The sequence below is a fragment of the Devosia sp. WQ 349K1 genome (assembly GCF_016595685.1).
Taxonomy (GTDB): domain Bacteria; phylum Pseudomonadota; class Alphaproteobacteria; order Rhizobiales; family Devosiaceae; genus Devosia.
The window spans coordinates 143,496-167,922 of the sequence record NZ_JAENGO010000008.1; the positions used below are offsets into that span (position 1 = coordinate 143,496).

23 protein-coding genes are annotated in these 24,427 nt (G+C 58.4%); 10 read left to right on the plus strand and 13 right to left on the minus strand.

Annotated elements, in window-relative coordinates:
* Positions 1-17 precede the first annotated feature (17 nt).
* The 5 genes from prpB to JHL21_RS16120 all read right to left on the minus strand — a co-directional run bounded on the left by prpB (position 18) and on the right by JHL21_RS16120 (position 5,735).
* Positions 18-929: a methylisocitrate lyase gene (gene prpB, locus JHL21_RS16100; protein ID WP_200214622.1), complete on the minus strand. Its 912-nt coding sequence runs from the start codon at positions 927-929 to the stop codon at positions 18-20.
* Between the two features lie 3 nt (positions 930-932).
* Complete coding sequence (prpC, locus tag JHL21_RS16105; protein WP_182394725.1) at positions 933-2,081, minus strand: 2-methylcitrate synthase; 1,149 nt, start codon at positions 2,079-2,081, stop codon at positions 933-935.
* 11 nt (positions 2,082-2,092) lie between these two features.
* Positions 2,093-3,592 (minus strand): MmgE/PrpD family protein, encoded by a 1,500-nt coding sequence (locus tag JHL21_RS16110; RefSeq protein ID WP_200214624.1) that lies wholly within the window; start codon positions 3,590-3,592, stop codon positions 2,093-2,095.
* A gap of 109 nt (positions 3,593-3,701) precedes the next feature.
* Positions 3,702-4,256 carry a gamma carbonic anhydrase family protein gene (locus JHL21_RS16115; protein ID WP_199532812.1) on the minus strand — a complete coding sequence of 185 codons (555 nt, stop codon included), beginning with the start codon at positions 4,254-4,256 and terminating at the stop codon, positions 3,702-3,704.
* A gap of 69 nt (positions 4,257-4,325) precedes the next feature.
* Complete coding sequence (locus JHL21_RS16120; RefSeq protein ID WP_200214626.1) at positions 4,326-5,735, minus strand: protein adenylyltransferase SelO; 1,410 nt, start codon at positions 5,733-5,735, stop codon at positions 4,326-4,328.
* A gap of 100 nt (positions 5,736-5,835) precedes the next feature.
* Between JHL21_RS16120 and JHL21_RS16125 the strand changes: the two genes are divergently transcribed.
* Positions 5,836-6,519: an HAD family phosphatase gene (locus tag JHL21_RS16125; RefSeq protein ID WP_199532814.1), complete on the plus strand. Its 684-nt coding sequence runs from the start codon at positions 5,836-5,838 to the stop codon at positions 6,517-6,519.
* 298 nt (positions 6,520-6,817) lie between these two features.
* A complete protein-coding gene (locus JHL21_RS16130; protein WP_199532815.1) occupies positions 6,818-7,708 on the plus strand; it encodes a cell wall hydrolase in 891 nt (296 codons plus the stop codon).
* A 593-nt stretch (positions 7,709-8,301) separates the two neighbouring features.
* Here JHL21_RS16130 and pckA read toward each other — a convergent pair.
* The gene (pckA, locus tag JHL21_RS16135; protein ID WP_200214627.1) at positions 8,302-9,894 is read right to left on the minus strand and encodes a phosphoenolpyruvate carboxykinase (ATP); all 1,593 of its coding nucleotides are present in this window, start codon (positions 9,892-9,894) and stop codon (positions 8,302-8,304) included.
* Between the two features lie 243 nt (positions 9,895-10,137).
* Here pckA and JHL21_RS16140 point away from each other — a divergent pair, with 243 nt between their 5' ends.
* The 5 genes from JHL21_RS16140 to JHL21_RS16160 all read left to right on the plus strand — a co-directional run bounded on the left by JHL21_RS16140 (position 10,138) and on the right by JHL21_RS16160 (position 13,979).
* Positions 10,138-10,854, plus strand: coding sequence for a response regulator transcription factor (locus JHL21_RS16140; protein ID WP_169196834.1), 717 nt, complete (start codon positions 10,138-10,140; stop codon positions 10,852-10,854).
* A gap of 97 nt (positions 10,855-10,951) precedes the next feature.
* Positions 10,952-12,643 carry a sensor histidine kinase gene (locus tag JHL21_RS16145; protein WP_200214628.1) on the plus strand — a complete coding sequence of 564 codons (1,692 nt, stop codon included), beginning with the start codon at positions 10,952-10,954 and terminating at the stop codon, positions 12,641-12,643.
* 9 nt (positions 12,644-12,652) lie between these two features.
* Positions 12,653-13,111, plus strand: coding sequence for an HPr kinase/phosphorylase (locus JHL21_RS16150; RefSeq protein ID WP_169196836.1), 459 nt, complete (start codon positions 12,653-12,655; stop codon positions 13,109-13,111).
* A gap of 148 nt (positions 13,112-13,259) precedes the next feature.
* Positions 13,260-13,661, plus strand: a complete 402-nt coding sequence (locus tag JHL21_RS16155) for a PTS sugar transporter subunit IIA (protein WP_169196837.1) — start codon at positions 13,260-13,262, stop codon at positions 13,659-13,661.
* Positions 13,662-13,664: 3 nt separating this feature from the next.
* Positions 13,665-13,979, plus strand: a complete 315-nt coding sequence (locus tag JHL21_RS16160; protein ID WP_169196838.1) for an HPr family phosphocarrier protein — start codon at positions 13,665-13,667, stop codon at positions 13,977-13,979.
* On the opposite strand, the gene JHL21_RS16165 is transcribed toward JHL21_RS16160, so the two are convergent.
* On the minus strand, positions 13,976-14,701 hold the full coding sequence (locus JHL21_RS16165) for an SIMPL domain-containing protein (protein WP_200214629.1): 726 nt from the start codon (positions 14,699-14,701) through the stop codon (positions 13,976-13,978). The two genes, JHL21_RS16160 and JHL21_RS16165, sit on opposite strands and share 4 nt — an antisense overlap.
* A gap of 81 nt (positions 14,702-14,782) precedes the next feature.
* On the opposite strand from JHL21_RS16165, the gene JHL21_RS16170 reads away from it, so the two are divergent.
* On the plus strand, positions 14,783-15,817 hold the full coding sequence (locus JHL21_RS16170; protein WP_200214630.1) for a Gfo/Idh/MocA family protein: 1,035 nt from the start codon (positions 14,783-14,785) through the stop codon (positions 15,815-15,817).
* 66 nt (positions 15,818-15,883) lie between these two features.
* Here JHL21_RS16170 and JHL21_RS16175 read toward each other — a convergent pair whose 3' ends face one another.
* From JHL21_RS16175 to JHL21_RS16195, 5 genes are all read right to left on the minus strand, one after another.
* Positions 15,884-16,711, minus strand: coding sequence for a dipeptide ABC transporter ATP-binding protein (locus tag JHL21_RS16175; RefSeq protein ID WP_169196841.1), 828 nt, complete (start codon positions 16,709-16,711; stop codon positions 15,884-15,886).
* Complete coding sequence (locus JHL21_RS16180) at positions 16,708-17,556, minus strand: ABC transporter ATP-binding protein (RefSeq protein ID WP_200214631.1); 849 nt, start codon at positions 17,554-17,556, stop codon at positions 16,708-16,710. Before JHL21_RS16180 ends, JHL21_RS16175 begins: the two co-directional genes overlap by 4 nt.
* A gap of 5 nt (positions 17,557-17,561) precedes the next feature.
* Positions 17,562-18,458 carry an ABC transporter permease subunit gene (locus JHL21_RS16185; protein WP_169196843.1) on the minus strand — a complete coding sequence of 299 codons (897 nt, stop codon included), beginning with the start codon at positions 18,456-18,458 and terminating at the stop codon, positions 17,562-17,564.
* A 1-nt stretch (position 18,459) separates the two neighbouring features.
* The gene (locus JHL21_RS16190) at positions 18,460-19,467 is read right to left on the minus strand and encodes an ABC transporter permease subunit (RefSeq protein ID WP_199532821.1); all 1,008 of its coding nucleotides are present in this window, start codon (positions 19,465-19,467) and stop codon (positions 18,460-18,462) included.
* A gap of 163 nt (positions 19,468-19,630) precedes the next feature.
* A complete protein-coding gene (locus tag JHL21_RS16195; RefSeq protein WP_200214633.1) occupies positions 19,631-21,226 on the minus strand; it encodes an ABC transporter substrate-binding protein in 1,596 nt (531 codons plus the stop codon).
* Positions 21,227-21,684: 458 nt separating this feature from the next.
* On the opposite strand from JHL21_RS16195, the gene JHL21_RS16200 reads away from it, so the two are divergent.
* Both JHL21_RS16200 and JHL21_RS16205 read left to right on the plus strand, forming a co-directional pair.
* Positions 21,685-22,623, plus strand: a complete 939-nt coding sequence (locus JHL21_RS16200; RefSeq protein ID WP_200214634.1) for an aldo/keto reductase — start codon at positions 21,685-21,687, stop codon at positions 22,621-22,623.
* 129 nt (positions 22,624-22,752) lie between these two features.
* Positions 22,753-23,934, plus strand: coding sequence for an ROK family transcriptional regulator (locus tag JHL21_RS16205; RefSeq protein WP_200214636.1), 1,182 nt, complete (start codon positions 22,753-22,755; stop codon positions 23,932-23,934).
* Positions 23,935-23,937: 3 nt separating this feature from the next.
* Here JHL21_RS16205 and JHL21_RS16210 read toward each other — a convergent pair whose 3' ends face one another.
* The gene (locus tag JHL21_RS16210) at positions 23,938-24,243 is read right to left on the minus strand and encodes an HU family DNA-binding protein (RefSeq protein ID WP_169196848.1); all 306 of its coding nucleotides are present in this window, start codon (positions 24,241-24,243) and stop codon (positions 23,938-23,940) included.
* Positions 24,244-24,427: the final 184 nt, after the last annotated feature.

Below are 24,427 nucleotides of genomic sequence, written 5' to 3' on the forward strand. Positions count from 1 at the left end.
CGGGACCACATCTGGTCTTAGAGCGCTGTCGGCACGATGGTTTTAACAATTGAGGCGTCGAGCGCTTCATAATCATGCAGGCCAATGACGTCGTAGAGTTCTTGACGCGTCTGCATTTCGGACAGCATCGCCTTGGTGCCGCCATCGCGTTTAATGGTGGCGTAGAGCTTTTCCTGCGCCTTGCTGGCGACGCGCAAAGATGACACCGGCCAGATGACCATGGAATAGCCCAGAGCCTCAAACTCAGACGCAGTCTGATAGGGCGTACGGCCAAATTCGGTCATGTTGGCCAGAAGCTTAACGCCCGGCATCGCCTTGGCGAAGTCGCGGAACATGTCGATGGTGGTGAGCGCTTCGGGGAAAATCGCATCGGCCCCGGCTTCGACGTAAAGCTTGGCGCGGGCAATGGCCCCATCAAGGCCTTCGCTGCCCGCGGCGTCGGTGCGGGCGATGATGACCATATCGCGGCGGGCCTTGGCAGCAGCGGCAACCTTGGCCGCCATGTCATGCGCATCGGCAAGTTTTTTATCGTTGAGGTGGCCGCATTTTTTCGGCAGCAGCTGGTCTTCGAGGTGAACTGCCCCTGCCCCCGCTTCTTCAAAAGAGCGGACCATGTGCATGACGTTGAGCGCTTCGCCATAGCCCGTGTCGCCGTCGACCAAGAGCGGCAGGCCGGAGGCCCGAGCAATCTGGCGGATGAAGAAGGAGACTTCATCGACGGTGATGATGCCGAGATCGGGAATACCCATCGACGCGGTCATGGCCGCGCCTGAAAGATAGAGCCCTTCAAAGCCCGCGTTACGGGCCTGAATGGCGGCTTGGCCATTGTGTGCGCCTGGAAGCTGGAGGATCTGCGGACGATCCAGGAGGGCGCGGAAGCGAGAACCCGCGCTTTCGCGCGGGAGTTCAGCACTGATGAGATAAGGCATGGTTCAAGCCTCCTTGCGATCTTTGAGCGGCACGAACTTGAGATCTTCGGGGCCGATGTAATTGGCCGAAGGGCGAATGATCTTGCCGTCCTGACGCTGCTCGATGACGTGAGCGGACCAGCCGGAGGTGCGCGCGATGACAAAGAGCGGGGTGAACATGGCCGTTGGAACGCCCATGAGATTGTAAGAAACGGCCGAGAACCAATCGAGGTTCGGGAACATTTTCTTGGCGTCCATCATCACCGTTTCGATACGCTCGGCGATATCGAACTGGCGTTTCGCCCCGGCTTGCTCAGCGAGTGCTTTGGAGACGCGCTTGATGACGACATTGCGCGGATCGGAGACGGTGTAGACCGGGTGACCAAAGCCGATGATAACTTCCTTATTCTCAACGCGCTTGCGGATATCGGCTTCGGCTTCATCGGCCGAGGCGTAGCGTTCTTGAATTTGGAAGGCGACTTCGTTGGCCCCGCCATGTTTTGGACCGCGCAGCGCGCCGATTGCCCCAGCGATGGAGGAATACATGTCTGAGCCCGTGCCCGCGATGACGCGGGCGGTGAAGGTCGAGGCATTGAACTCATGCTCGGCGTAGAGAATGAGCGAGACATGCATGGCTTTTACCCACTCTTGGCTTGGAGTTTTTCCATGCAAGAGGTGTAAAAAATGGCCACCGATGCTGTCGTCGTCGGTTTCGACCTCAATGCGGCGACCATTATTGGCGTAGTGATACCAATAGAGAAGGATCGAGCCGAGGTTGGCCATCAGGCGATCGGCAATGGTGCGAGCGTCGGCCGTGTTGTGATCGCTCGGCTCTGGCAGAGTACAGCCCATGACAGATACGCCGGTGCGCATCACGTCCATGGGATGGGCGCCCGCTGGCAGGGCTTCGAGCGATTGGCGGACGGCCAGAGGCAGTCCACGCATGGCCTTCAAACGCGTTTTATAGGCGGCGAGCTGAGAGACCGTTGGCAGAGTACCGTGGACCAGAAGGTGCGCCACCTCCTCGAACTCGCAGGTTTCTGCGAGGTCGAGAATGTCATAGCCGCGATAATGAAGATCGTTGCCTGTGCGCCCAACGGTGCACAGGGCGGTGTTGCCAGCGGCAACACCTGAGAGAGCAACGGATTTCTTCGGTTTGAACGTCGTTTCCATGACGTCCTCCCTCAGAAAATGCCGGCAGGAGCTTCAGGACCGAGCTGGTCCGTCGTCACCACAAAGTTGAGCTGGCGCACTTCTGCGGCGGTAAGGCTTGGCAGACGCTCGACAAGAGCGAGGAAGCGATCCTGCTCCTCTTTCGAGACGATGCCTTCGCAGAGAGTGCGGAACTTTTCGATGTAGTTCGGGCGGCTAAAGGGACGTGCGCCATTCGGGTGCGCATCCGCGACGCCAAGCTCATCCACAAGTGTCGAGCCATCTTCCATGGTGATGATGACCTGACCACCATAGGCCATGTCTTCGCCCTTGGCGTGATAACGCTTGGTCCAGATCGGGTCTTCTTCGGTGGTGATCTTGTGCCAGAGAGCGACGGTTTCCGGACGGTTGGCGCGTTCGGGGGCGTAGCTCTTGACGTGGTGCCAGCCGCGATCTTCGAGCGCCACCGCAAAGATATACATGATGGAGTGGTCGAGCGTTTCGCGGCTCGCCTTAGGGTCCATCTTCTGCGGATCGTTCGCACCCGTGCCGATGACATAGTGGGTGTGATGGCTGGTCTTGATCAGGATCGATTTGATCTTGGAGAAGTCGGCAATCTTGGCGCCCATGCGCTTGGCCAGATCGATAAGCGCCTGGCTCTGATATTCAGCCGAATATTCCTTGGTGTAGGTATCCATGATGGCGCGCTTGGCTTCGCCCTTTTCCGGCAGCGGCACGTAGTAACGCGCCGATGGGCCGGAGAGGAGGTAGGCGATAAAGCCGTCTTCGCCTTCATAGGCTGGAGAAGGTGCGCCTTCGCCGCGCATGACACGGTCCACCGCTTCAATGGCCATTTTGCCCGCAAAGGCAGGGGCATAAGCCTTCCACGTGGAAATCTCGCCCTTACGCGACTGGCGCGTGGTGGTGGTGGTGTGGAGCGCCTGCTGGATCGCCTGATAGGTGATTTCGGTTGAGAGCCCCAAAAGCGCACCAATGCCACCAGCAGCCGAAGGGCCAAGGTGGGCGATATGGTCGATCTTGTGTTCGTGAAGGCAGATGCCCTTTACGAGATCGACCTGAATTTCATAGCCCGCTGCAATGCCGCGCAGCAGAGCCTGTCCATCCAGACCCTTGGCCTGCGCCACCGCGAGAATGGGCGGGATATTGTCGCCGGGGTGGGAATAGTCAGCGGCGAGGAAGGTGTCGTGGAAGTCGAGTTCGCGCACGGCCACGCCGTTGGCGTAAGCGGCCCATTCGGGCGAGACTTTGACATTTTCGGGCAGACCAAAAACCTGCGCGCCGCGCGGGGATTGGTGACCCAAGGCCTGAGCCCGGGCAGAACGGATTGGACCGCGCGCAATCGAGGCGGCAGCCACAGAAGCGTTGTCGATGATACGATTGCCGATCATCTCAATGACGTCGGCGTCGAGGGCGACCGGGTCGGTGGCAACACTGGCGAGCTTCCACGCCAATTGGTCCTCGCGAGGAAGATGCTCAGCCGATTTATAGGTGCGTACTTCGTGGGTCTTCATGCTGGCTCCTCTTCCGGCACTAATCTATTTGCTTGAGCATAGACCTCTCCAAGGTCAGGTCCCAAGCGGAGAACTGATGCGTTTGCGGCAAGCCCCCTTGCCCTTTACGTCAAGCGGGCTCGAAGTTTGGTTCGTCGGGTGAAATTGGACGGCACCCTTGGGCGTAGCGTCGTGCATTTTGCACGTAGCGCTCGGCCGATGCGGCAAGCGCGGCGACGCCCTCGGCATCAATGTCGCGAACGACTTTGCCGGGCGCGCCCAAAACCATGGAATTGTCAGGGATGACCTTACCCTCGGTGATGAGGGCATTGGCGCCGATGAGACAGTTTTTGCCAATAACCGCTCCATTGAGCACGGTTGCGCCCATGCCAATCAAGCTGTTGTCGCCAATGGTGCAGCCATGAACAATGGCAGCGTGGCCAATGGTGACATTCTCGCCGATCACTAGCGGATGACCGGTATCGGTATGCAGAACGCTATTTTCTTGAATATTGGTGCGCCGACCAATGGTGATGCGCTCAATGTCGCCGCGGGCGGCAACGCCGAACCAAATGCCGACATCGGCCCCGACAACAATATCGCCCACCAGAACAGCAGTTGGCGCGATCCAGGCGACCTCAGGGTCGATTTTGGGCGCGACGCCATCAAGTGCATAAATCGGCATTGTTGTAGTCCTCCCTGACTGCATTATGCAGGTCCGGGAAGACGCAACAAGGGCTTGTACGTCGCAGACCTAAACGATGACGTTATAGGCGGCGCGCATCTGGGCAATGTCTTGCAGCGTTTGATGAAAGAGAGACCAGTCATCGCTCTGCGCAATGGGAGCCCAGATGGCTTCCACCTCATCGATGAGCATGGTGCGCGGCTTTTTCTGGGCAAAATAGGCGTGGCCGAGGTTCACATCATCCGACGGCCCATAGCGCTCCAAAAGGTCGGCGAACGGGCGGAAGGCCTCGCTGGCGTAAAGATCAGCACTGGGGCTGGCCGCGGCGCGATCAAAGCTCAAGACGCCACCACGCCAATCAAAGAAGAATTGCTCATAGGGTGCTTTGCTGGCCGTGAGGAAGGCGAACATGGCCGCGATGAGGGCGGTGTCTTCGTCCACGTCACGCGGTTTTAGGCCGAGGCGGCGGAGCACCTGTCGGCCCAATTGGTCGCGGAACTGCGGCCAGATGGTGTTGAGCGCAGGCTCCAGTTTTTCGATCGACGACAGCGGGACGAGACACTCGGCGAGGCGGGTCAAATTCCAGGCGAGCGTGTCGGGCTGGCGACCGAAGGCATAAAGCCCGGTTTCGTCGAAATAGGCGGCGGTGAAGGTGGGGTCATAGATTGGGAGGAACCGCCACGGACCGTAGTCAAAGCTTTCGCCGGTGATGTTGATATTGTCGGTGTTGAGCACGCCATGGACAAAGCCGGCGGCGGTCCATTGCGCACCAAGGCGAGCGACTTCTGCGACGACGCGTTCGAGCAATGCCGCCGCGCGATCATCAGCCTCGGCGAGGTCGGGATAATAGTGGGCGATGGTGTGATCCACCAAACGCTGGAGATTTTCCTTATCGTCGAAATAGGCAAAGCGCTGGAAGGTGCCTAGGCGAATATGGCTGTGGCTGAGGCGCGTCAGCACTGCCGAGCGCGTCGGGGACGGCTCATCGCCGCGATGCAATTGCTCGCCCGTCTCGACCAGCGAGAAACTTTTTGACGTATAGACGCCCAGGGCTTCGAGCATCTCGGTAGCGAGCACTTCGCGCACTCCCCCCTTGAGCGTCAGGCGACCATCGCCGCCGCGCGACCATGGGGTTTTGCCCGAGCCTTTGGTGCCGAAATCGAGAAGGCGCCCATCAACCGGATCGATGCATTGGGCAAACAAAAACCCCCGCCCGTCGCCGAGATCGGTGTTGTATGACCGGAACTGATGGCCGTGATAGCGCAGCGCTAGGGGTTCGGGGAACGATCCCTCAAACGGCTCAAACCGTCCAAAATGCTCTAACCATTTGGAATCACTGAGTGCGTCCAAGCCAATGCGTTCGGCCCACCGCTGATCGCGGTGGCGAAGAATGGTTTTTGGAAAATCGGCAGGAGCCACGCGATCAAAGAAGGCATTGCCAAGGGCCTGGTGCGTTTGCACGGGTCTAAACTGGGTCATGCTCTACCAATGCTCGCACGAGGGGTTGAGTTCGACACGCAGGTCGGGCTTGCACAGCTGTCGCTTCCGTATCGGCAAATTTCAGCATATAGCGCAATCTATGATGCCTGATCTCGATAGTATTCGCCTGACGCCCTTTCAAGCCGCCATCTTCGACATGGACGGCACCCTGCTCGACACCGAGATGTTCTTTAAGACCATCGTCTATGAAGTGGCCGATGAGCTTGGCTATGTCATGACCCATGATATCCATCGCGGCATGGTTGGATCGAGCAACGAGCACACCAAGCTGTGGTTGCAGCACTCGTATGGGAAGGAATTCTCGTATGAAGCCTTCAACAACAGATGCCTTGAGATGATTGATGTCATGGGCGCGGACGGAGTGCCGGTGAAGGCCGGTGCAATCGAGTTTCTCCGTGAGATTCGCGAGCGCGGTATTCCAACAGCGGTCGCGACCTCCTCATCGCGCAAGCATGCGCACCACCATTTGGCGAGCTCGGGGCTGATTGATCTGTTTGATACCATTGTCACCCGCGACGATGTCATCAACCCCAAGCCCGACCCCGAACCCTATCTGCTGGCAGCCAAGCGCCTTGGCGTCGATCCAACGCTGTGCCTGGCGCTCGAAGACAGCAATGTTGGCGTCCGCGCGGCCCACGCAGCCGGTATGCAGACGATTATGGTGCCGGACATGGTCGGCCCCGATGAACATATCCACAGGCTGGGTGTGTCTGTGATGGAAAGCCTAAACCACGTTCATCGTGCGGCATTCCACGGCGAATAAGGGGAATCCGGGCATCGCCCGGATTAACCATTTTCGGTAATAGATAAATCTTTATCGAATAGCGTAAGCACTCATTCAGCATCCCTAAAACTCAGCGAAATCAAAGGTTTCCATAAGGCCTTCGGGCCTTTAACTATAGCTTAAGTTGCTAATTGCTATGGTTAAGCAGCCGTAAATTTCGACTTCCATCGGGCGCCATCCTTGGCTAGTGTAAGGACTACGACCGATGGCCGCTTAGGCGGACACGGAGAAGGCTCACCGGCAACGACCGGCTGGGCTCAGGGATAAGGACGGGGCTTTGAAGAAAAGCTGGCAGCAAAATTCGACCCGAGCGTTTTCAGCCGCTCTCGCCGTTGGCGCCTTTGCGCTCACTTTGCTCGTTACCTTTTCGCCGGCCCGCGCCGAAACCGCAGTTACCCTTCCCCACGCCATTCCTGAAGCATTGACCGAGCTGCGCCAGCAGCCTGCTCTGGGCGCGACGCTGAACATCCGTCCGGGTGAACAGCCGCTGACCGAAGCGCTCGTTGCCAATTATGCCAAGCGCCAGCAGGAGCTGCGCTCCGTTTCGGTAACACTGGCTGGCCCACAGGCTGAGCTGACCGATGACGTGCTGATGGGCTATATTTCGCGCGGCTCTGTGGGCGAGCCCCACACCGCGCTTTCGGCCATCGCGAGCTTCACCGCTCCGGTGCCAGTGTCCAAGAACACCGTCTCGAGCGACATTCTCGCGTCCTATCTCGAAAATGGCTACCAGCCGACCGAGAAGCGTCTGGCGACTGCCAATGCGGAACGCGAATGCCTCGCACAGGCGATTTACCACGAAGCTCGTGGCGAAACCGCAAGCGGCCAGCTGGCTGTGGCCAATGTGATCGTCAACCGCGCGCGGTCGGGCAAGTTCCCAGGTTCGCTCTGCGGCGTGATCTATCAGAACGCCAATAAGGGTCTTTATCGTTGCCAGTTCACCTTCGCTTGCGATGGTCGTGATGATACGCCAACCGAACGTCGCGCATGGGCGAACTCGCAGGATCTGGCCCAGACCATCTACAAGAAGTTTGCCATCGGCAAAGAGATCGGCGCTGTGCCGGGCAAGACCCTTTACTACCACACCACCGCCGTGCGCCCATCTTGGGCAAACACCTTCCATCAGGTGGCAGCGGTAGACAGCCATATTTTCTACGCGCCAAACTGAGGCGAGTTAGAATTGTGATTTAAAAGAGGCGCCTTGAGCGCCTTTTTTGTTGGGGTTTTGTGGGGGCCGTCCGGAAAAACTCGCGTGCTGATGCTGGTCGTCACCCCACCCTCGATCCCTCCCCCTCAAGGGGAGGGAGGTGGGCCGGTGTAGGGGGAGAGATGGTGGCTTAAGGGAGTGGGCGCGAGAGCTCTGATTTGCTGCAGGCGGAGGGGTGGAGCTTTGGGCGGGCGCGATGTGGTTCAAAATCAGCGTTCAATCACCCCACCCTCAATCCCTCCCCCTCAAGGGGAGGGAGGCAGAGCGGTGTTGGGGGAGAGAACGACGTCAGGCGGGCCCGGTATACTGGGACAGGCCCGGCAATGACGGAGGCTCGGTGGAGCGGCCGGTTGCTGGCGGGCACTGAGGGCGTTGCGAGGGATTTAGGGTGACGCGGTCGGTGGGCGTAAAAAGGCCCCCTCACCCGGCCTGCGGCCGACCTCTCCCCCTAAGGGAGAGGTGAAAGGGGTGTCGGTTTTTGGGCATGCGTGAAAAACCGAGCAATAAAAAAGGGCGCACCGGGCGCCCTTTTTATATTCTGTGACTGGCGACGCTTATTCAGCTGCCATGGCCATCTGGGGGCCCGCGCCGGCATCGGCTTCAGCACCGAACTTTTCAAAGTTCTTCTGGAACAAAGCCACAAGCTTGGTGGCCTGCGTGTCGTAGGCGTCGGTGTCGGCCCACGTCTGACGTGGGTCGAGCAGCTTGGCGTCGATACCCTCGAGAGCGGTTGGCACCGCAAAGCCGAACATTGGGTCGAGACGGAATTCAACGTCATCGAGCGAGCCGTCAAGCGCTGCGGTGAGCAGACGACGGGTCGAGGCAATGTCGATACGCTTGCCAGTGCCGTAGCCGCCGCCGGTCCAGCCGGTGTTCAGCAGCCACGCTTGAGCGCCGCTCGAACGCAGACGATCCGCCAGCATTTCGCCGTAAACGGTTGGGTGCAGTGGCATGAACGGCGCGCCGAAGCAGGCCGAGAAGGTTGCCTGTGGTTCGGTGACGCCACGCTCGGTGCCAGCGACCTTAGCGGTGTAGCCAGACAGGAAGTGGTAGACAGCCTGCTCGGGGGTCAGCTTGGCGAGCGGCGGCAGAACACCAAAGGCGTCGGCGGTGAGGAAGACGACGGTCTTTGGCGTGCCACCAACACTGCCCTTGGCCAGTGATGGCAGGACATGGATTGGGTAGGCCGCACGAGTGTTTTCGGTCAGCGAGATATCGTCGAACTCAGGAACGTGCTGATCATCGAGAATGACGTTTTCCAGCACGGTGCCGAATTCGCGCGTTGCCGCGTAAATTTCAGGCTCTGCCGTGGCCGAGAGCTTTACGGTCTTGGCATAGCAACCGCCTTCAAGATTGAAGACGCCGCGATCGGACCAACCGTGCTCGTCGTCGCCGATGAGCGGCCGGTTCGGGTCGTTCGACAGCGTGGTCTTGCCGGTGCCGGAGAGGCCAAAGAACAGCGCGGCTTCGCCTTCAGGGCCAAGATTTGCCGAGCAGTGCATGGGCAGAACATTGTGGCGTGGCGCGTGGAAGTTGAACAGCGAGAAGACGCTCTTCTTGATTTCGCCAGCATAGAGCGTGCCCGCGATAACCACGAGATTGCGGCTCATATCGAGGGCAATGACAGTATCGGTGCGCGAACCGTGGCGGGCCGGATCGGCCTTGAAGTTCGGCGCATGAACGATGGTGACAGCCATTGCGGCGTCGCCCTCGGCAATACCTTCACCCTTACGGATGAGCAGATTGCGAATGAACAGGGCATGCCAAGCGCTCGGGGTGAGCACGGTGACGGCATATTGGTGTTCAGAATCGGCGCCAGCGAGCAGGTCCTGACGGAACATGTCCTGACCGGCCAGATGGGCTTTCACATCGCCCAAGAGCACATCAAAATGCTCTGGCGAGAGCGCGCCGGAGTTATCCCACCAAACGCTGTCGGCAGTGAGCGCGTCGCGAACGATAAACTTGTCCTTTGGGGAACGGCCGGTAAAAGCGCCCGTTTCCACCGACAACGCGCCATGCGCGGTCAAGCGGCCATAACCGTTGGCGAGAGATGCTGCGACCAACTGGGGCGCAATAGCATTGTCGCTGACAGAAGCGGCAGAAGCAACAAGTTCATCTCTCAGGGCGACGTGATCGAAGCCAGACATTGTTCGTCTCCTTTCCGACACTCCGATGAGTGCCGTCTGGAGCGGAAAATACGGCTTTCTGGTTGGCACAAACCATCGGGCAATGGGTCGTACGACGGAAGTCGGAGAGTGGAAGTTTTCGGGCGAACACTGGTATTAGACGGTCATGCGCCTTATTTAATGCGTAATTGTCGCTTGCAACGGCAGTTGTAGATAAAGTTCGGGTTTACGGACTCGCTTGCACCACGAGAAGAAAGGCAGCTCATGCCCAAGATCGCCTTGGTAGACGACGACCGCAATATTCTGACCTCGGTGTCTTTGACGCTTGAGGCTGAAGGCTACACCGTGGCGACCTACACTGATGGCGTGTCCGGGCTTGAAGGCCTGACTACGGACAAGCCTGATCTAGCGATTCTCGATATTAAGATGCCGCGTATGGATGGCATGGAACTGCTGCGCCGCCTGCGCCAGAAGTCGGATGTGCCGGTGATCTTCCTCACCTCCAAGGATGAGGAAATCGACGAGTTGTTTGGCCTCAAGATGGGTGCGGATGATTTCATCACCAAGCCCTTCAGCCAGCGTCTCTTGGTAGAACGAGTGAAAGCCATTCTGCGCCGTTCGGCCCCGCGCGAGCCGGGCGCACCTGGCGTTGCCGGTGGCGAGCCGACACCAAGCAAGGCGCTGATTGAGCGCGGTTCGCTGGTGATGGACGAAGAACGCCACACCTGCACCTGGAAGGGCCAGCGCGTGACGCTGACCGTGACCGAATTCCTGATTTTGCAAGCGCTGGCGCTGCGTCCCGGCGTGGTGAAGTCGCGTAATGCGCTGATGGATGCTGCTTACGACGATCAGGTCTATGTCGACGATCGTACCATCGACAGCCACATCAAACGTCTGCGCAAGAAGTTCAAAGCCACTGACGATGATTTCGAGATGATCGAAACGCTCTATGGCGTAGGCTATCGCTTCAAGGAGCAATAAGACCTCAGTGTCGAGCGAGGGGCCCCTTTTAGAACCGAACGCCGCAGACCCTGACCATGCTGAGAGCTCTAAGCGCTCATCGAACAAGGGTTGGCGCATGATCTTTGTGCCGCTGATCAAGCTGATCAGCGGTATTCAGCGTTTTCTCGATCTCACGATTTTCTCGAGCCTGACGCGCCGCATTGTCGTGCTGAACATGGCGGGGCTGCTCGTGCTGGTGGTGGGGATTTTGTATCTCAACCAATGGCGCGCCGGGCTGATCGACGCGCGCGTGCAATCGCTGCGCGTGCAGGGGGAAATCATCTCTGCCGCCATCGCCTCATCGGCGACGGTGGATAGCGACATCATTCAGATCAATCCTGACCGTCTGCTCGACAGTCAGGCGGGCAATGTCTCCCCCCTCTCCTATTATGACCCTTCGCTGGAATTTCCCATTGATCCGCAGCGGATCGCACCGGTGCTGCGCAATCTGATCATGCCGACGCGCACGCGCGCGCGCATCTATGATCAGCAGGGCCTCCTCATTCTCGACAGCGACAATATCTACACCAAGGGCGAAGTCTTGCGCCCCTCGATCAGCACCGAGAGCCATGAGGAGTTCTTCCTCCTCAGTTGGTGGAATGCGCTGCTCAACTGGTCGCCGGGCGACAATTACCCGACCTACCAAGAATATGGTGCTGATGAAGGTCAGCGCTATCCCGAGGTCGCCTCGGCGCTACTGGGCGCGCCAGCCGATTTCGTGCGTGTCGACGCTCACAATCAACTGGTCGTGTCAGTGGCCGTGCCGGTGCAGCGCATGCGCGCCTATGTCGGGGCTATTCTGCTTTCGACCGCGCCTGGCGATATCGACTCTGTGGTGGCGCAGGAGCGGTGGAGCCTCTTGCGGATCGCAGGGATTGCGGCAGGCGTTCAGATCGTCCTTTCGTTATTGCTCGCCGGGACCATTGCGGGACCGATGCGTCGCCTCGCGGCGGCGGCAGAACGCGTTCAAACCGCTGGTGACGCGCGCGCGGAAATCCCCGATCTCAGCGACCGTCCGGACGAGATTGGGCACTTGTCCTATGCGTTGCGCCGGATGACGGATGCGCTTTACAACCGCATTGAAGCGATTGAGCGCTTTGCAGCGGACGTGGCGCATGAGCTTAAAAACCCGCTCACCTCACTCCGTTCGGCGGTTGAGACGCTGCCGCTGGCCAAGCGCGAAGAAGACAAGCAGCGCCTTAACGAGATTATTCAACACGACATTCGGCGTCTTGATCGTCTGATTACCGATATTTCGAGCGCTAGCCGCCTCGACGCTGAACTGGCACGCGAAAGCGTGGAACTGGTCGATGTCGAGCAATTGGCCACGGCCATGGTGGCTATTCAGCGGGACATGGCGGCGGGACGCGATGTTAATGTTGTGCTGGGCAAGCGCACCGGGCGCGGCACAACAACGATCAGCGGCCACGAAAGCCGCCTGGCGCAGGTTTTTGCCAATCTCATCGACAATGCGGTGTCGTTCTCGCCTAAGGACGGCACGGTCACCGTTGCGGTCAGTACCGATGCGGACGAGATCACCATCACAGTGAGCGATGAGGGGCCGGGGATCACCGGGGACGTCACCCGGATTTTCCAGCGGTTCTATACCGACAGGCCGGAAACCGAGAGCTTTGGCAATCACTCGGGCCTCGGGCTTTCGATATCGAAACAAATTGTCGACGCCCATAAGGGGACGATTAAGGCCCATAACCGGACCGATCGCTCGGGGGCTGTGTTCACCATTGTGTTACCGCGCGCCAAAAAGTAGATTGAGGGCATGACGACAGCTCTCAATATTCACGGCACCGGTTTGATTCTCGATGGCGCAGGCGTCCTGCTGCGCGGTCCATCTGGTGCTGGCAAATCGGTTCTCGCGCTCGCCCTGCTAGAACGCTTCGACGGTCGTGGCCTTGAGGCGCGTCTGGTTGCTGACGATCGGATCGACATCAGCGACGACGGCAATGGCCTCATCATGCTGGCGCCCAAAAGCTTGGCAGGCCTGATTGAATTGCGCGGGCGCGGCATTGTTCAGCGCCCCCATGCGGAACGGGCGCGACTCACTGTGATTATCGACCTTGTGCCGGAATTGATCCGCATGGTGGAGGAAGATGAGCTGGTGACGGAGCTTGCGGGCTATCAATTCCCACGCGCGCCAGTGCCGACGGCCAATCAGATTAGTCTTGGCCACCAAGAGCTTCTGGTGCTTGAAGCGCTTCGCGCAAGCGCTAAGGTGTAACAAGCCTCATAATATTTCCCTTGCAACTAGGGTGTGCGAGGGCAAGACTGCGGGCTCTTATTCGACCGATCTTGGATCGGTTCGGCCAAGGGGCAGAAGCGATGTCTCGCAGGTCATCACGCGAGCAGCCGCCGACTGGGGATTGTCTATGATTGGTTTGGTTCTGGTGACCCACGGGGCACTGGCTGACGAATTTAAGTTGGCCATGGAGCATGTTGTTGGTCCGCAGGAATATATCGAAACGATAGCGATTGGTCCTGAAGACAACGCTGAAACCCGGCGCGAGGATATTCTTTCCGCCATCGACCGCGCCGACACCGGCGCAGGCGTCATCATTCTCACCGATATGTTTGGCGGGACGCCATCCAATCTGGCCATCTCTGTGATGCAGACGCGCCAAGTGGAAGTGATCGCGGGGGTTAACCTGCCCATGCTGGTGAAGCTGGGCCGCGTGCGGGGCGATTTGCCTGTCGCAGAAGCGGTGGCTCTAGCGCAGGAAGCGGGCCGTAAGTATATTACCGTCGCAAACTCAATCCTCGGCGGATCCTAATCTATGGACGGAACTGGTGGTGCTGGCAGAGCGCTGGCGCAACAACTGACCATCGTGAACCTTAAAGGGTTACACGCTCGGGCTTCCGCACGCTTCGTGCGGACAGCGGAGTGCTTTGACGCGACCATTACCGTTATTAAAGACGGCACTTCGGTTGCGGGCAATTCCATTATGGGCCTGATGATGCTTGGGGCCGGGCCGGGCTCGAATATTTTGGTTCAGGCCACCGGCAAGCAGGCGCGCGAAGCACTCGAAGCCATTGTCGAACTGGTCAACAATGGCTTTGATGAGGATGTGGAAGGCGCGTCGCAGGCTTAATTGACCAGCGAATAGGTGATGGTAGTCACCACGCGTACCTTCTTATCAATCTGCTTTTCCGGACGGTCGTTGGGGATTTCGACCGCAGGCAGGATCTCAAACACACCCTGATTGGCGCTTTGGATCGTGCCGACATTGGCGCCGGATTCGGTGGCGAATTGGGCCGCTGTGTCTTTAGCGCGCTGTGTGGCCTCGGTGAGCATTTCACTCTTGAGGTCATTGATGCCGGTGAAGACAAAGCTCGCCCCGGCGCTATAGGCATCAGCGGAGAACACCACGCCCTGGCGCAAGAGATCGGCGACCTCGCGGGAGGCAGCGGCAAGGTCTTGCACCTTGTCCGTGGTGACGAGCAGATCTTCGGTCAGAACGAAGCGGTATTCATCCTGAATGGAGCCGGCGTTATAGCCCGCAGCGCGATCCTCAACGAGAACGTTCTGGACCTGAATTTCTTCCGCGGCAAAGCCACGCTCGGTGAGGAAACGATTGACCGCTGTTTCCGATGTTTCGAGGCTGGTGCGGGCCTGTTCGAGCGTTGCGCCGGTTGCGACGAAACGAATGGGCCAAAATCCCAAATTGGCTTCGACCGCGCGTTCCGAAAGCCCCTTCACAGTCACCGTCCGCAAAGGCTGTTTGCTGGTGATGAGGCTATCGCCAACCAGATAGCCTGCCCCAGCGATGCCAGCGGCGAGGACAACTGCACCCACGACAATTCCGAAATTCATGCTAATCCCCCTGCGAGCAAAGTGGTATGGCAGATTGCGCCGCGAACATGGCGCAACTAAGGGATAGAAGGAGTGCCCTGAATGGCGGATGAACAGAGGAAAATTGGTCTTGCGCTGATTGGGGCTGGCATGGGGGCCAAACCACACGCGCTGGCGCTCAACTCGCTTAAAGACAAGATTGACGTTGTCGGTGTTTATCGGCGCGATCAGGCGCAGCTCAAAGAGTTTTGCGACAGCTATGCCCTCCCAGCAGCGACAGATCTGGATGCGTTGATTGCGGATCCACGGGTGGATGCCGTGTTGCTCGTAACAACACCCAATGCGCGGTTGGAGATTGTCGAGAAGGCGGCCAAGGCAGGCAAGCATATCCTGAGCGAAAAGCCGATTGAGCGGACGCTGGCGGCGGCAGAGGAGATCGTCGGGTTGGCGGACGCGGCTGGGGTGAAACTGGGGATCATCTTCCAGCACCGGTTCCGCGCGGCCTCCAAGGCGCTAACGTCAAAGGTCAAAAGTGGCGAATTGGGCAGGCTGCAAATGGTGCATCTGACCGTGCCGTGGTGGCGGCCACAAGAAGGGTATTACGACAAGCCGGGGCGCGGGACTTATGCGCAGGATGGCGGGGGCGTTCTTATTACCCAAGCCATTCATGCGCTGGATTTGATGCTGAGCCTGACCGGGCCGGTGAAGTCGGTCATTGCGCTGGCGGCGACGACGGGCATCCACACCATGGAAACCGAGGATTTTGTCAGCGCTGGGCTAGAATTTGAAAGCGGCGCTGTGGGCTCGCTCATGGCCACCACGGCCTGTTATCCCGGTGGGGCAGAAAGCCTTACGCTGGCCTTTGATCAGGCGACAGCGACGCTCTCTGGCGGCACTCTGACACTCTCCTATCATGATGGACGCGTGGAGAGTGTGGGCGAACCGACGGTCAGCGGCGGAGGCGCCGACCCGATGGCTTTCCCATTTGATTGGCATGCGGCGCAGATCGCCGATTTCGCCGATGCTATTTTGGAGGATCGTCAGCCGGTTTCAACCGGCCATAGCGCGCTGCACGTCCATCGGCTGATCGATGCATTGATTGCCTCGGGACAGGTGGGTGCGAAGGTCACTCTGTAAGAAAAGGAAAAAGGGCCTCCCGTATGGTGCGAGAGGCCCTTTTTCAAACTTCGATTTGACGCCGGATTAGGCGGCGGCCTTCTTGCGGGCGAGACGCGCCTTGATGTGATCGACATCGGACCGCGGGGTCGCGGCAAAGAGGGTCTTGGTGTAATCGTGCTGTGGGTTGGTGAAGACGTCTTCACGCGTGCCACGCTCCACCACATCACCAAAATACATCACCATCACCTCGTCAGCGATGTAGCGCACGACCGAGAGGTCATGGCTGATGAAGACATAGGTGAGGCCAAACTCTTCCTGAAGATCCTTAAGGAGATTGAGGATCTGCGCCTGAACCGACAGGTCGAGCGCAGAGACGGGCTCGTCTAGGACCAAGAAGCTCGGGTTGAGCATGAGCGCGCGCGCAATGGCGATACGCTGACGCTGACCGCCCGAGAACATGTGCGGGTAGCGGTTGAAGTGTTCTGGCTGCAGGCCAACTTTGATCAGCATGGCCATAGCCTTCTCGCGCCGCTCGGCTGCACTCAAGCTGGTGTTGAGGAGCAGAGGCTCGGAAAGCACTTCACCGATCTTCTGGCGCGGGTTGAGCGAGCCATAAGGGTTCTGGAAGACGATCTGCACTTTTTGGCGCAGTTCCTTGGAGACGTTCTCGGCCGAAACCTTGTGACCATCGATGAGGATGTCACCAGCGGTCGGTTCGTCAATCAGCGTGATCATGCGGGCAAGAGTGGACTTGCCGCAGCCGCTTTCACCAACGACAGCGAGGGTCTTGCCCTTTTCGAGCGAGAAGGACACGCCCTTGACCGCATGGTTGACCTTGGCCGGGCGGAAGAGGCCACCCGAGGACACGTAATCGCGCTTGAGATCGCGGACTTCTAGGACTGGAGTGCTCATTTGCGAACTCCTGGTGCAGCTTCAAACAGCATGTCGGAAACGGTCGGCAGACGATCGCCAACGGCGTTCTCGGGCAGTGCCGAGAGCAGAGCGCGGGTGTAGTTTGACTGCGGGTTTTCAAAGAGGGAGAGCACGTCGGCTTCTTCCATCTTATGGCCCTTGTACTGGACCACAACGCGGTCGGCGGTTTCGGCCACGACACCCATATCGTGGGTAATCATGATCAGCGCCATGCCGGTTTCTTCCTGCAGACGTACGAGCAGATCCAGAATTTGCTTCTGGATGGTCACGTCGAGCGCCGTGGTTGGCTCGTCAGCAATCAGCAGCTTTGGATTACAGGAAATTGCCATCGCAATCATGACGCGCTGGCACTGACCACCCGACATCTGGTGGGGGAAGGCATTGAGCTTGTCTTCCGCATCGCGAATGCCGACAAGGTTCAGCAGTTCCAACGCGCGGGTCCGCGCTGCCCGGCCCGAAAGACCGAGGTGCTTTTGCAGCACTTCGCTGATCTGGAAACCAACCGTGAAGCATGGATTGAGGCTAGCGATAGGCTCCTGAAAGATCATGGCGATGTCCTTGCCAATGATCTTGCGCTTTTCGGCAGCCGACATGGCCAAGAGATCACGACCCGCAAAGGTCATGCTGTCGGCGCTGACATGGGCCGACGCGGGGAGCAGGCCCATGGTTGCGAGCATGGCAACGGATTTCCCCGAACCAGACTCGCCAACGATTGCCAGCACTTCGCGTTCATCGACCGAAATATCGATACCATCGACGGCCTTGAACAGACCATTGGAGGTATCGAAGGCGACAGTGAGATTTTTGATCTCGAGCAGGGACATTGGGGTCAGCTCCGCTTGAGTTTTGGATCGAGAGCGTCACGCAGGCCATCACCCACCAGATTGATCGCCAGAACGGTGATCAGAATGGCCAGACCCGGCAGGGTGACGATCCACGGATCGCTGGAAATAAATTCGCGTGCCTTGGCGAGCATGGTGCCCCATTCAGGGGTTGGTGCCTGCGCACCCATGCCGAGGAAGCCGAGAGCGGCCGCGTCGAGAATGGCATTCGAGAAGCTCAGCGTTGCCTGAACAATCAATGGGCCAAGGCAGTTTGGCAGGATGGTCTTGAACATCAGGCGAATGTGGCCGGCGCCAGCCATTTTGGCCGACACCACATATTCACGATCCTTCTCAGCCATGACCGCTGCGCGGACGAGACGCGCAAAGTGCGGCTGCAAGACCAGAGAGATCGCCAGCATGGCATTGAGCAGGCCCGGGCCCAGAATTGCGACCAGCACGAGGGCGAGCAGCAAGGATGGGAAGGCAAGGATAATGTCCATGACGCGCATGATGACGTTATCGACCCAGCCACCGAAATAGCCCGCCAAAACGCCCAGAATAATGCCGACGCTGGCGGCGATGGTGACAACGATCAGGCCGATCGAGAGCGAATAGCGGGCGCCGTGAATGAGGCGCGAGAGGATGTCGCGACCCAGCTCGTCGGTGCCGAGCGGGAATTGCATAGTGCCGCCTGCAAAAGCAGGTGGGACCTTCATGAAGGCGCGGAACTGCTGTTCGGGCGCATAAGGGGCAATCCAAGGCGCAAAGAGTGCAACCAGGATCAGTATTGCGAACACCGCCAAACCAATGACAGCGCCGCGATTGACTGAGAAGTAAAACCAAAACTCAGCGAAAGCGTTCGGCTGCTTGATGGTTGTCGGGGAACTCTGTGTGGCGGCCATATTATTTCACCCTGATACGCGGGTTAATGACGGCATAGAGCACGTCAACGATAAGGTTCACGACCATGACGATACAGGCGATCAGGAAGAGACCAGACTGCACGGCGACATAGTCACGCTTGGAAATGGAATCGATCATCCATTTGCCAATGCCGGGCCAAGAGAAGATGGTTTCGGTCAGGATCGCGCCACCGAGCAGCAAGCCAACCTGCAGGCCGATGGTGGTAATGACCGGGATCATGGCATTGCGCAGGGCGTGGACGTTGACCACGCGACGGCTCGATAGGCCCTTGGCCTTGGCGGTGCGGACATAGTCTTCGCCCAGAACTTCGAGCATGGCCGAGCGCGTCTGGCGCGCGATAACCGCAAGCGGGATGGTGCCGAGCACAATGGCCGGCAGAATAAGATGGCGCAGCGCCGAGACGAAGGCCGGCCAATTGCCGTGCAGCAGCGTATCGATCAGCATAAAGCCGGTGATGGGCTTGAGGAAGAAGGTGAGCGCGATGCGGCCAGAGACAGGCGTCCACCCCAAATAGGCGGAGAAGAACATCATCAGCAGCAGACCCCACCAGAAGATGGGCATGGAATAGCCAGCGAGCGCGACGCTCATCGAGAGCTGATCAATCCACGAGCCGCGCTTGACGGCTGCGAGAACACCGAAGGGCACACCAATCGCGACCGCGAAGAGCATGGCCATCAGCGCCAGTTCAACCGTTGCCGGGAACAGGGTGAAGAACTCATTCAGTACGGGGCGCTTGGTGGCCAAAGAGACGCCGAAGTCGCCTTGCAGCAGGCCGCCGACATAGTTGAAATACTGCTGCCAGATCGGCAGGTTGTAGCCGAACTGCTCCTTGAGGATTTCATATCGCTCAGGGGTGACGCCGTGTTGACCGGCCATGGCCAGGATTGGATCGCCGGGCAGAACGCGGACGAACGCAAAGGCGCAGATGGAAATGCCGATCAAGGTCGGAATTATCAGCGCTAACTTGCGCAGGATATAGTTCAGCATATGCGGGTTCTCTTGGCCACAGCTTGATGACTCTGCTGATTGGAAAGACCGCTGTTTCCAGCTCAGCTAAGCGTCGGTCAAATAACAAAGCTTTGACGTGGCATGATGCAGAAAGGCTTCGGGGTATTACCCCCGAAGCCCGTTGATAGGTAACGAGGCAGGCTTATTCTGCGACGTCGACTCCCACGAAGGAGTGCGTGCCGAGAGGGCTCATGGTGTAGTTGAGCACCTTTTTATTCATCGGCATAAACACCTTGGAGTGAGCAAGGGTGAGGACTGGTTCTTCCTGCTTGAAGAGAACCTGAGCCTGTTCGTAGAGCGCGGTGCGCTCTGCCTGATCGGTCGTGGCCTTGGCCTTCTGGATCAGCGCTTCGAACTCTTCGTTACACCATGACGCATAGTTGGACACGCCAATTGCCGCGCAGGAGAACAGAGTGCCGAAGAAATTGTCCGGATCGCCATTGTCGCCGCTCCAGCCGATCTGGAATGGACCCTTACGGTCTTCCAGCTTGCCGCGCTCGCGATATTCGGTCCATTCGTAGGAGATGATATTGGCAGTGACGCCAATGGCAGCCCAGTCGGCCTGAATGAGTTCAGCAACGCGCTGAGCATTCGGGTTGTATGGACGCGAAACCGGCATCGCCCACAGATCGGTGGTCAGACCGGTGACGCCAGCTTCTTCGAGCAGCTTCTTGGCCGCTTCTGGATCGTAGACGTCATCAACAACAGCGTTGTTGTAAGACCACATGGTTGGTGGGATCAGGTTCTTAGCAACCTGGCCCGCGCCTTCGTAGACCGCATCAACGATCGCCTGCTTGTCGACGGCCATCGACAGCGCCTTACGCACGTTGACGTTGTCGAACGGCGCTTCGGTGGTGTTGTAAGCCATATAGCCGATGTTGAGGCCTTCGGCTTCACGAACGGTCAGCTTGTCATTGCCCTGAAGGGTCGGAATGTCAGCTGGCGCTGGGTATGGCATGATATCGCATTCGCCAGCGATCAGACGCTGAGCGCGCACCGAAGCATCGGTGGTGATAGCGAAGATCAGATCGTCAATCGGCTGCTTGCCTGCGAAGTAGTCAGGGAAAGCCTGGTAGCGGATGACGGAGTCGAGCTGGTAATCAACCAACTGGAACGGGCCGGTGCCAACGGGCTGGGTCGAGAAGGAGGCCATGTCGCCGGAAGCTGCGAGCTGGTCAGCATATTCCTTCGAGACGACCGAGGCGAACTGCATCGCCAAGTTCGCCAGCATTGGCGCATTGGCTTCGTTCAGGGTCAGCTTGACGGTCAGGTCATCGACCTTTTCCAGCGACTTGATCGCGCCAGGCATGTCCATGCCCTGGAAATAGTCCCAAGTCATGCCTGGGAGATATTCGTACCAAGGATTGTCCTGCTTCCACTGACGCTCGAACGAGAAGATCACGTCGTCAGCGTTCATGTCGCGGGTTGGGGTGAAGTATGGCTGGGTGTGGAACTTCACGCCCGAACGGAGCTTGAAGGTGTACTCAAGACCATCAGCCGAAACTTCCCACGACTCAGCCAAGCCAGGAACGACTTCGGTGCTGCCGGGAGCGAACTCAACCAGGCGGTCGTAAATGGTGTGCGCCGAGGCGTCGAAATCGTTACCACCGGTCTGCGGACCAGGGTCAAAGTGCGAAGGCGAGGCTTCCGAGCAGTAGACCAATTGCTTAGCCTGCGCCGTGCCGACGACAACAGCCGTCATGGCCGTCGCGACCATCAGGGTTTTCATCAATTTCATGAGAGCGTCTCCCGGGGAGTGGACGTCCGATGGTACAACCAAAGGACATTCCCATAAAAAACCTCAGAATAAACCCAAGTGCAACGCCAATTACTGACCAATTGGTCAAATTTGCTTTTGCGCGAAAATTGCCACGACGCTTAACCGTTTAAACGCCTGATATTGCGGTCTAAATACCGGATAATCACGTGTGCGTTACTGTCGTAAGAATCACAAGAATTCCCGCGCCTGCTACCACTTGTCACAGCCCGTAGGTCCGCTACCGAGGGAGCAATAACGTCTCGGTGACGCGCCGGTTGTGATTGCCCGTCGTTCTGCGCAAAGACCAATCCGATCGCCAAGCTTGCGGCAGCGCCTTGCCACAACAGAAAATATCATGACACATACGCGCCAACTATCCGCAGACAGGGTAGACGCAACGCTGGTGGACTGAGCCTCAAGTCCAACGGGAGGACAGCATGAGTGCGCGTGAATTAGGCCGCAGCGGCATTTCTATTAAGCCACTGGTTTTCGGCAGCAATGTTTTTGGGTGGACCGTTGATGAGGCCACCGCCTTTACAATTTTGGATGCCTTTGTGGACGCGGGATTTACCGCCATCGACACCGCAGAGGGCTATCCCAATTGGGTGCCGGGCAATCCACCGGGCCTAAGCGAGACCACTATTGGCAAGTGGCTCAGCGCAAGAGGTGGACGCGACAAGGTCCATCTTTTCACCAAGGTCAATTCGGCCCGCCAGCCGGGCGGCTTGAAACGCGACGCTATTATGGCAGGCGTTGAGGCGTCGCTGGAGCGGTTGCAGACCGACTATATTGATCTCTATTTTAGCCATTGGCCCGATGCGGACACGCCCCATGACGAAACTCTGGAGGCCTATGATCGGCTAATTGGGGCGGGCAAAGTGCGCACCATTGGTGCCTCTAATTATACTGCAGAGATGCTGGCCGACGCCGAAGAGCGCGCGCAGTCCCTCGCCATGCCACGCTATGAAGTGTGCCAACCCCGCTACAATCTCTATGACCGCGCCGAATTTGAGGGGCTGCGCCCCTATCTGCTCGAGCGCAATGTGGGCGCTGTGGTCTACTATGGGCTGGCGGCGGGATTTTTGACCGGCAAGTATCGCAAGGCATCCGATTTCGGCCAATCCGCTCGCGGCGGCGGCATGGGTCAGTACCTCAATGACAAGGGATTGGCGGTTTTGGCGGCGCTCGATCACGTGGCGGCCGAACATGACGCGACACCAGCTGAAATCGCGATTGCCTGGCTCGTCGCCCAGCCCGGAGTGACTGCTCCTATAGCATCGGCGACAACAATTAGGCAGCTCGCCAGCCTCGTCCGCGGCGCAACACTGACGTTAACAGCAGATCAACACCAGCTCCTTGATAAAGCAGGGCAATGATGGCCTTGCGGCCAAAGCTCTGCTTTGCGAGGATGGCAAACTTTCATTACGAATCAGTATTTTACAGAAATAACTCCATATCCAATTTGATAGACGCTGGGTGTTTCTGTCGCTTCCGCGAGCTCATTTATGTTTAAATCGCAGCAACACACTCGTGACGTTTTTGCTCCTGCCAAGCTCGGAATGCGTCACAACACTCTGCGCAAGGCCAATTCCAAAACGGTCATGCGCGCTATTGGGTTCAACCCAGGGGTTTCTAACGCTGGGATTTCACGCATTTCAGGGCTTGCCCCGCAAACTGTCTCGGCCATTCTGCTCGACTTGGAAGATAATGGCCTAATCATGCGGGGTGACGCTGTACGCGGCAAGCGCGGGCAACCGGCCACCCCTATTTCGCTCCATCCCCATGGGGGATTGGCGATTGGGGTTGAGATTAGCTGGACCCGTGCCGAGGTGCTGCTGCTCAATCTTCATGCCGAGGTGGTGCAGAGCCATTCGCTGACCTACGCCTATCCCGATGCGCATAGCCTGCTCGACTGGATCGGCGAGCGCATTGAGGAAACCCTCGGGGCGCTGCCGCCGCAACGGCGAAAGAAAGTGCTCGATATCGGCCTCGCGATCCCCGCCGATTTGGGTGGCGGGATGAGCGAGCTTTACGCACCGGAAGAGCAGATCGCGCTCTGGCGCGAGATCAACCCCAAGGCTGAGCTCGCGCGCAAAACCCCTTTGGACATAACGGTCTTTAATGACGGCAATGCTGCGTGCTGGAGCGAACTGATCGCGCTGTCGACGCCACGCCCGGCCAGCATTGTCTACCTGCTCGCCAGCGACTTTCTCGCCGCCGGCATTGTCGGGGATGGCGAACTTTGGGAAGGCCCGACGGGGCATGGTGCTGACTTAGGCTCGATGCTTGTGCATCCAGAAGGCGGCGGACCACTTGAGGCCCACTATACCGCCTCGCTTCTGGCTTTGCGCAAAACCATTGGTGGCAATGAGATTTTTGCACCCTTCCCGCCTGAGTGGACCGGTGAAGGATATGAAGAGCAGCTCAACACCTGGATCACCGCCAGCGCGCGCGCCATGGCGAGCGTCATCTTCAACACGGTGACCGTGTTGGAAACGCCTTTGGTGATCATTGATAGCTCGCTCAGCCGCGAACTGAGCCAGAGACTGGCGACCGAGGTGCAAACATGTCTCGAGAGCCTGCCGGTTCGTCGCTTTGTACCGCCGCGCGTCAGCGCAGGCAAAAACGGCGCCCTTGCTTCCGCAATAGGCGCCGCTGAACTGGCTCTCTATAGAAGATATTTCTAAGAGTTAGGATTTCTCACCGGCAAGATCATCCAACGCGTCGCGCAAGCGCGCGCTCGGAATAAACACGACTGTCTGGTGGGGAGCAATTGGATGCTCAACCCCTGTGCGCGGATTGCGACCAACGCGCTCGGCACGCGAACGCACCTGCAGCGTACCGAAGCCGGTCAACTTGACGGTCTCGCCAATGCTGAGCTCTTCACCCACGATTTCAAGAAGGCGATCAACCAAAGTGCTGGCGTCCTGACGGGAGCAACCCGTTGCTTGGACAGCGCGATCGCTGAGCAGAGCTCGCGTAACCGTCTTTTCCACTCATACCTCCTAAGGCATTTAAGTTCCTGTTACGAATATAAACGTGCGTGACGGCATTTTGGTTGCGTTAAAAAAGCCCTATCAGTGGTTTTTTATCCTGACGAACCCGCTCAACAAATGTTGACATTTCTTAGAATGGTTATAATCTGGGTGGAGTGTTACACCTCGACGCCAGAGGTAGACC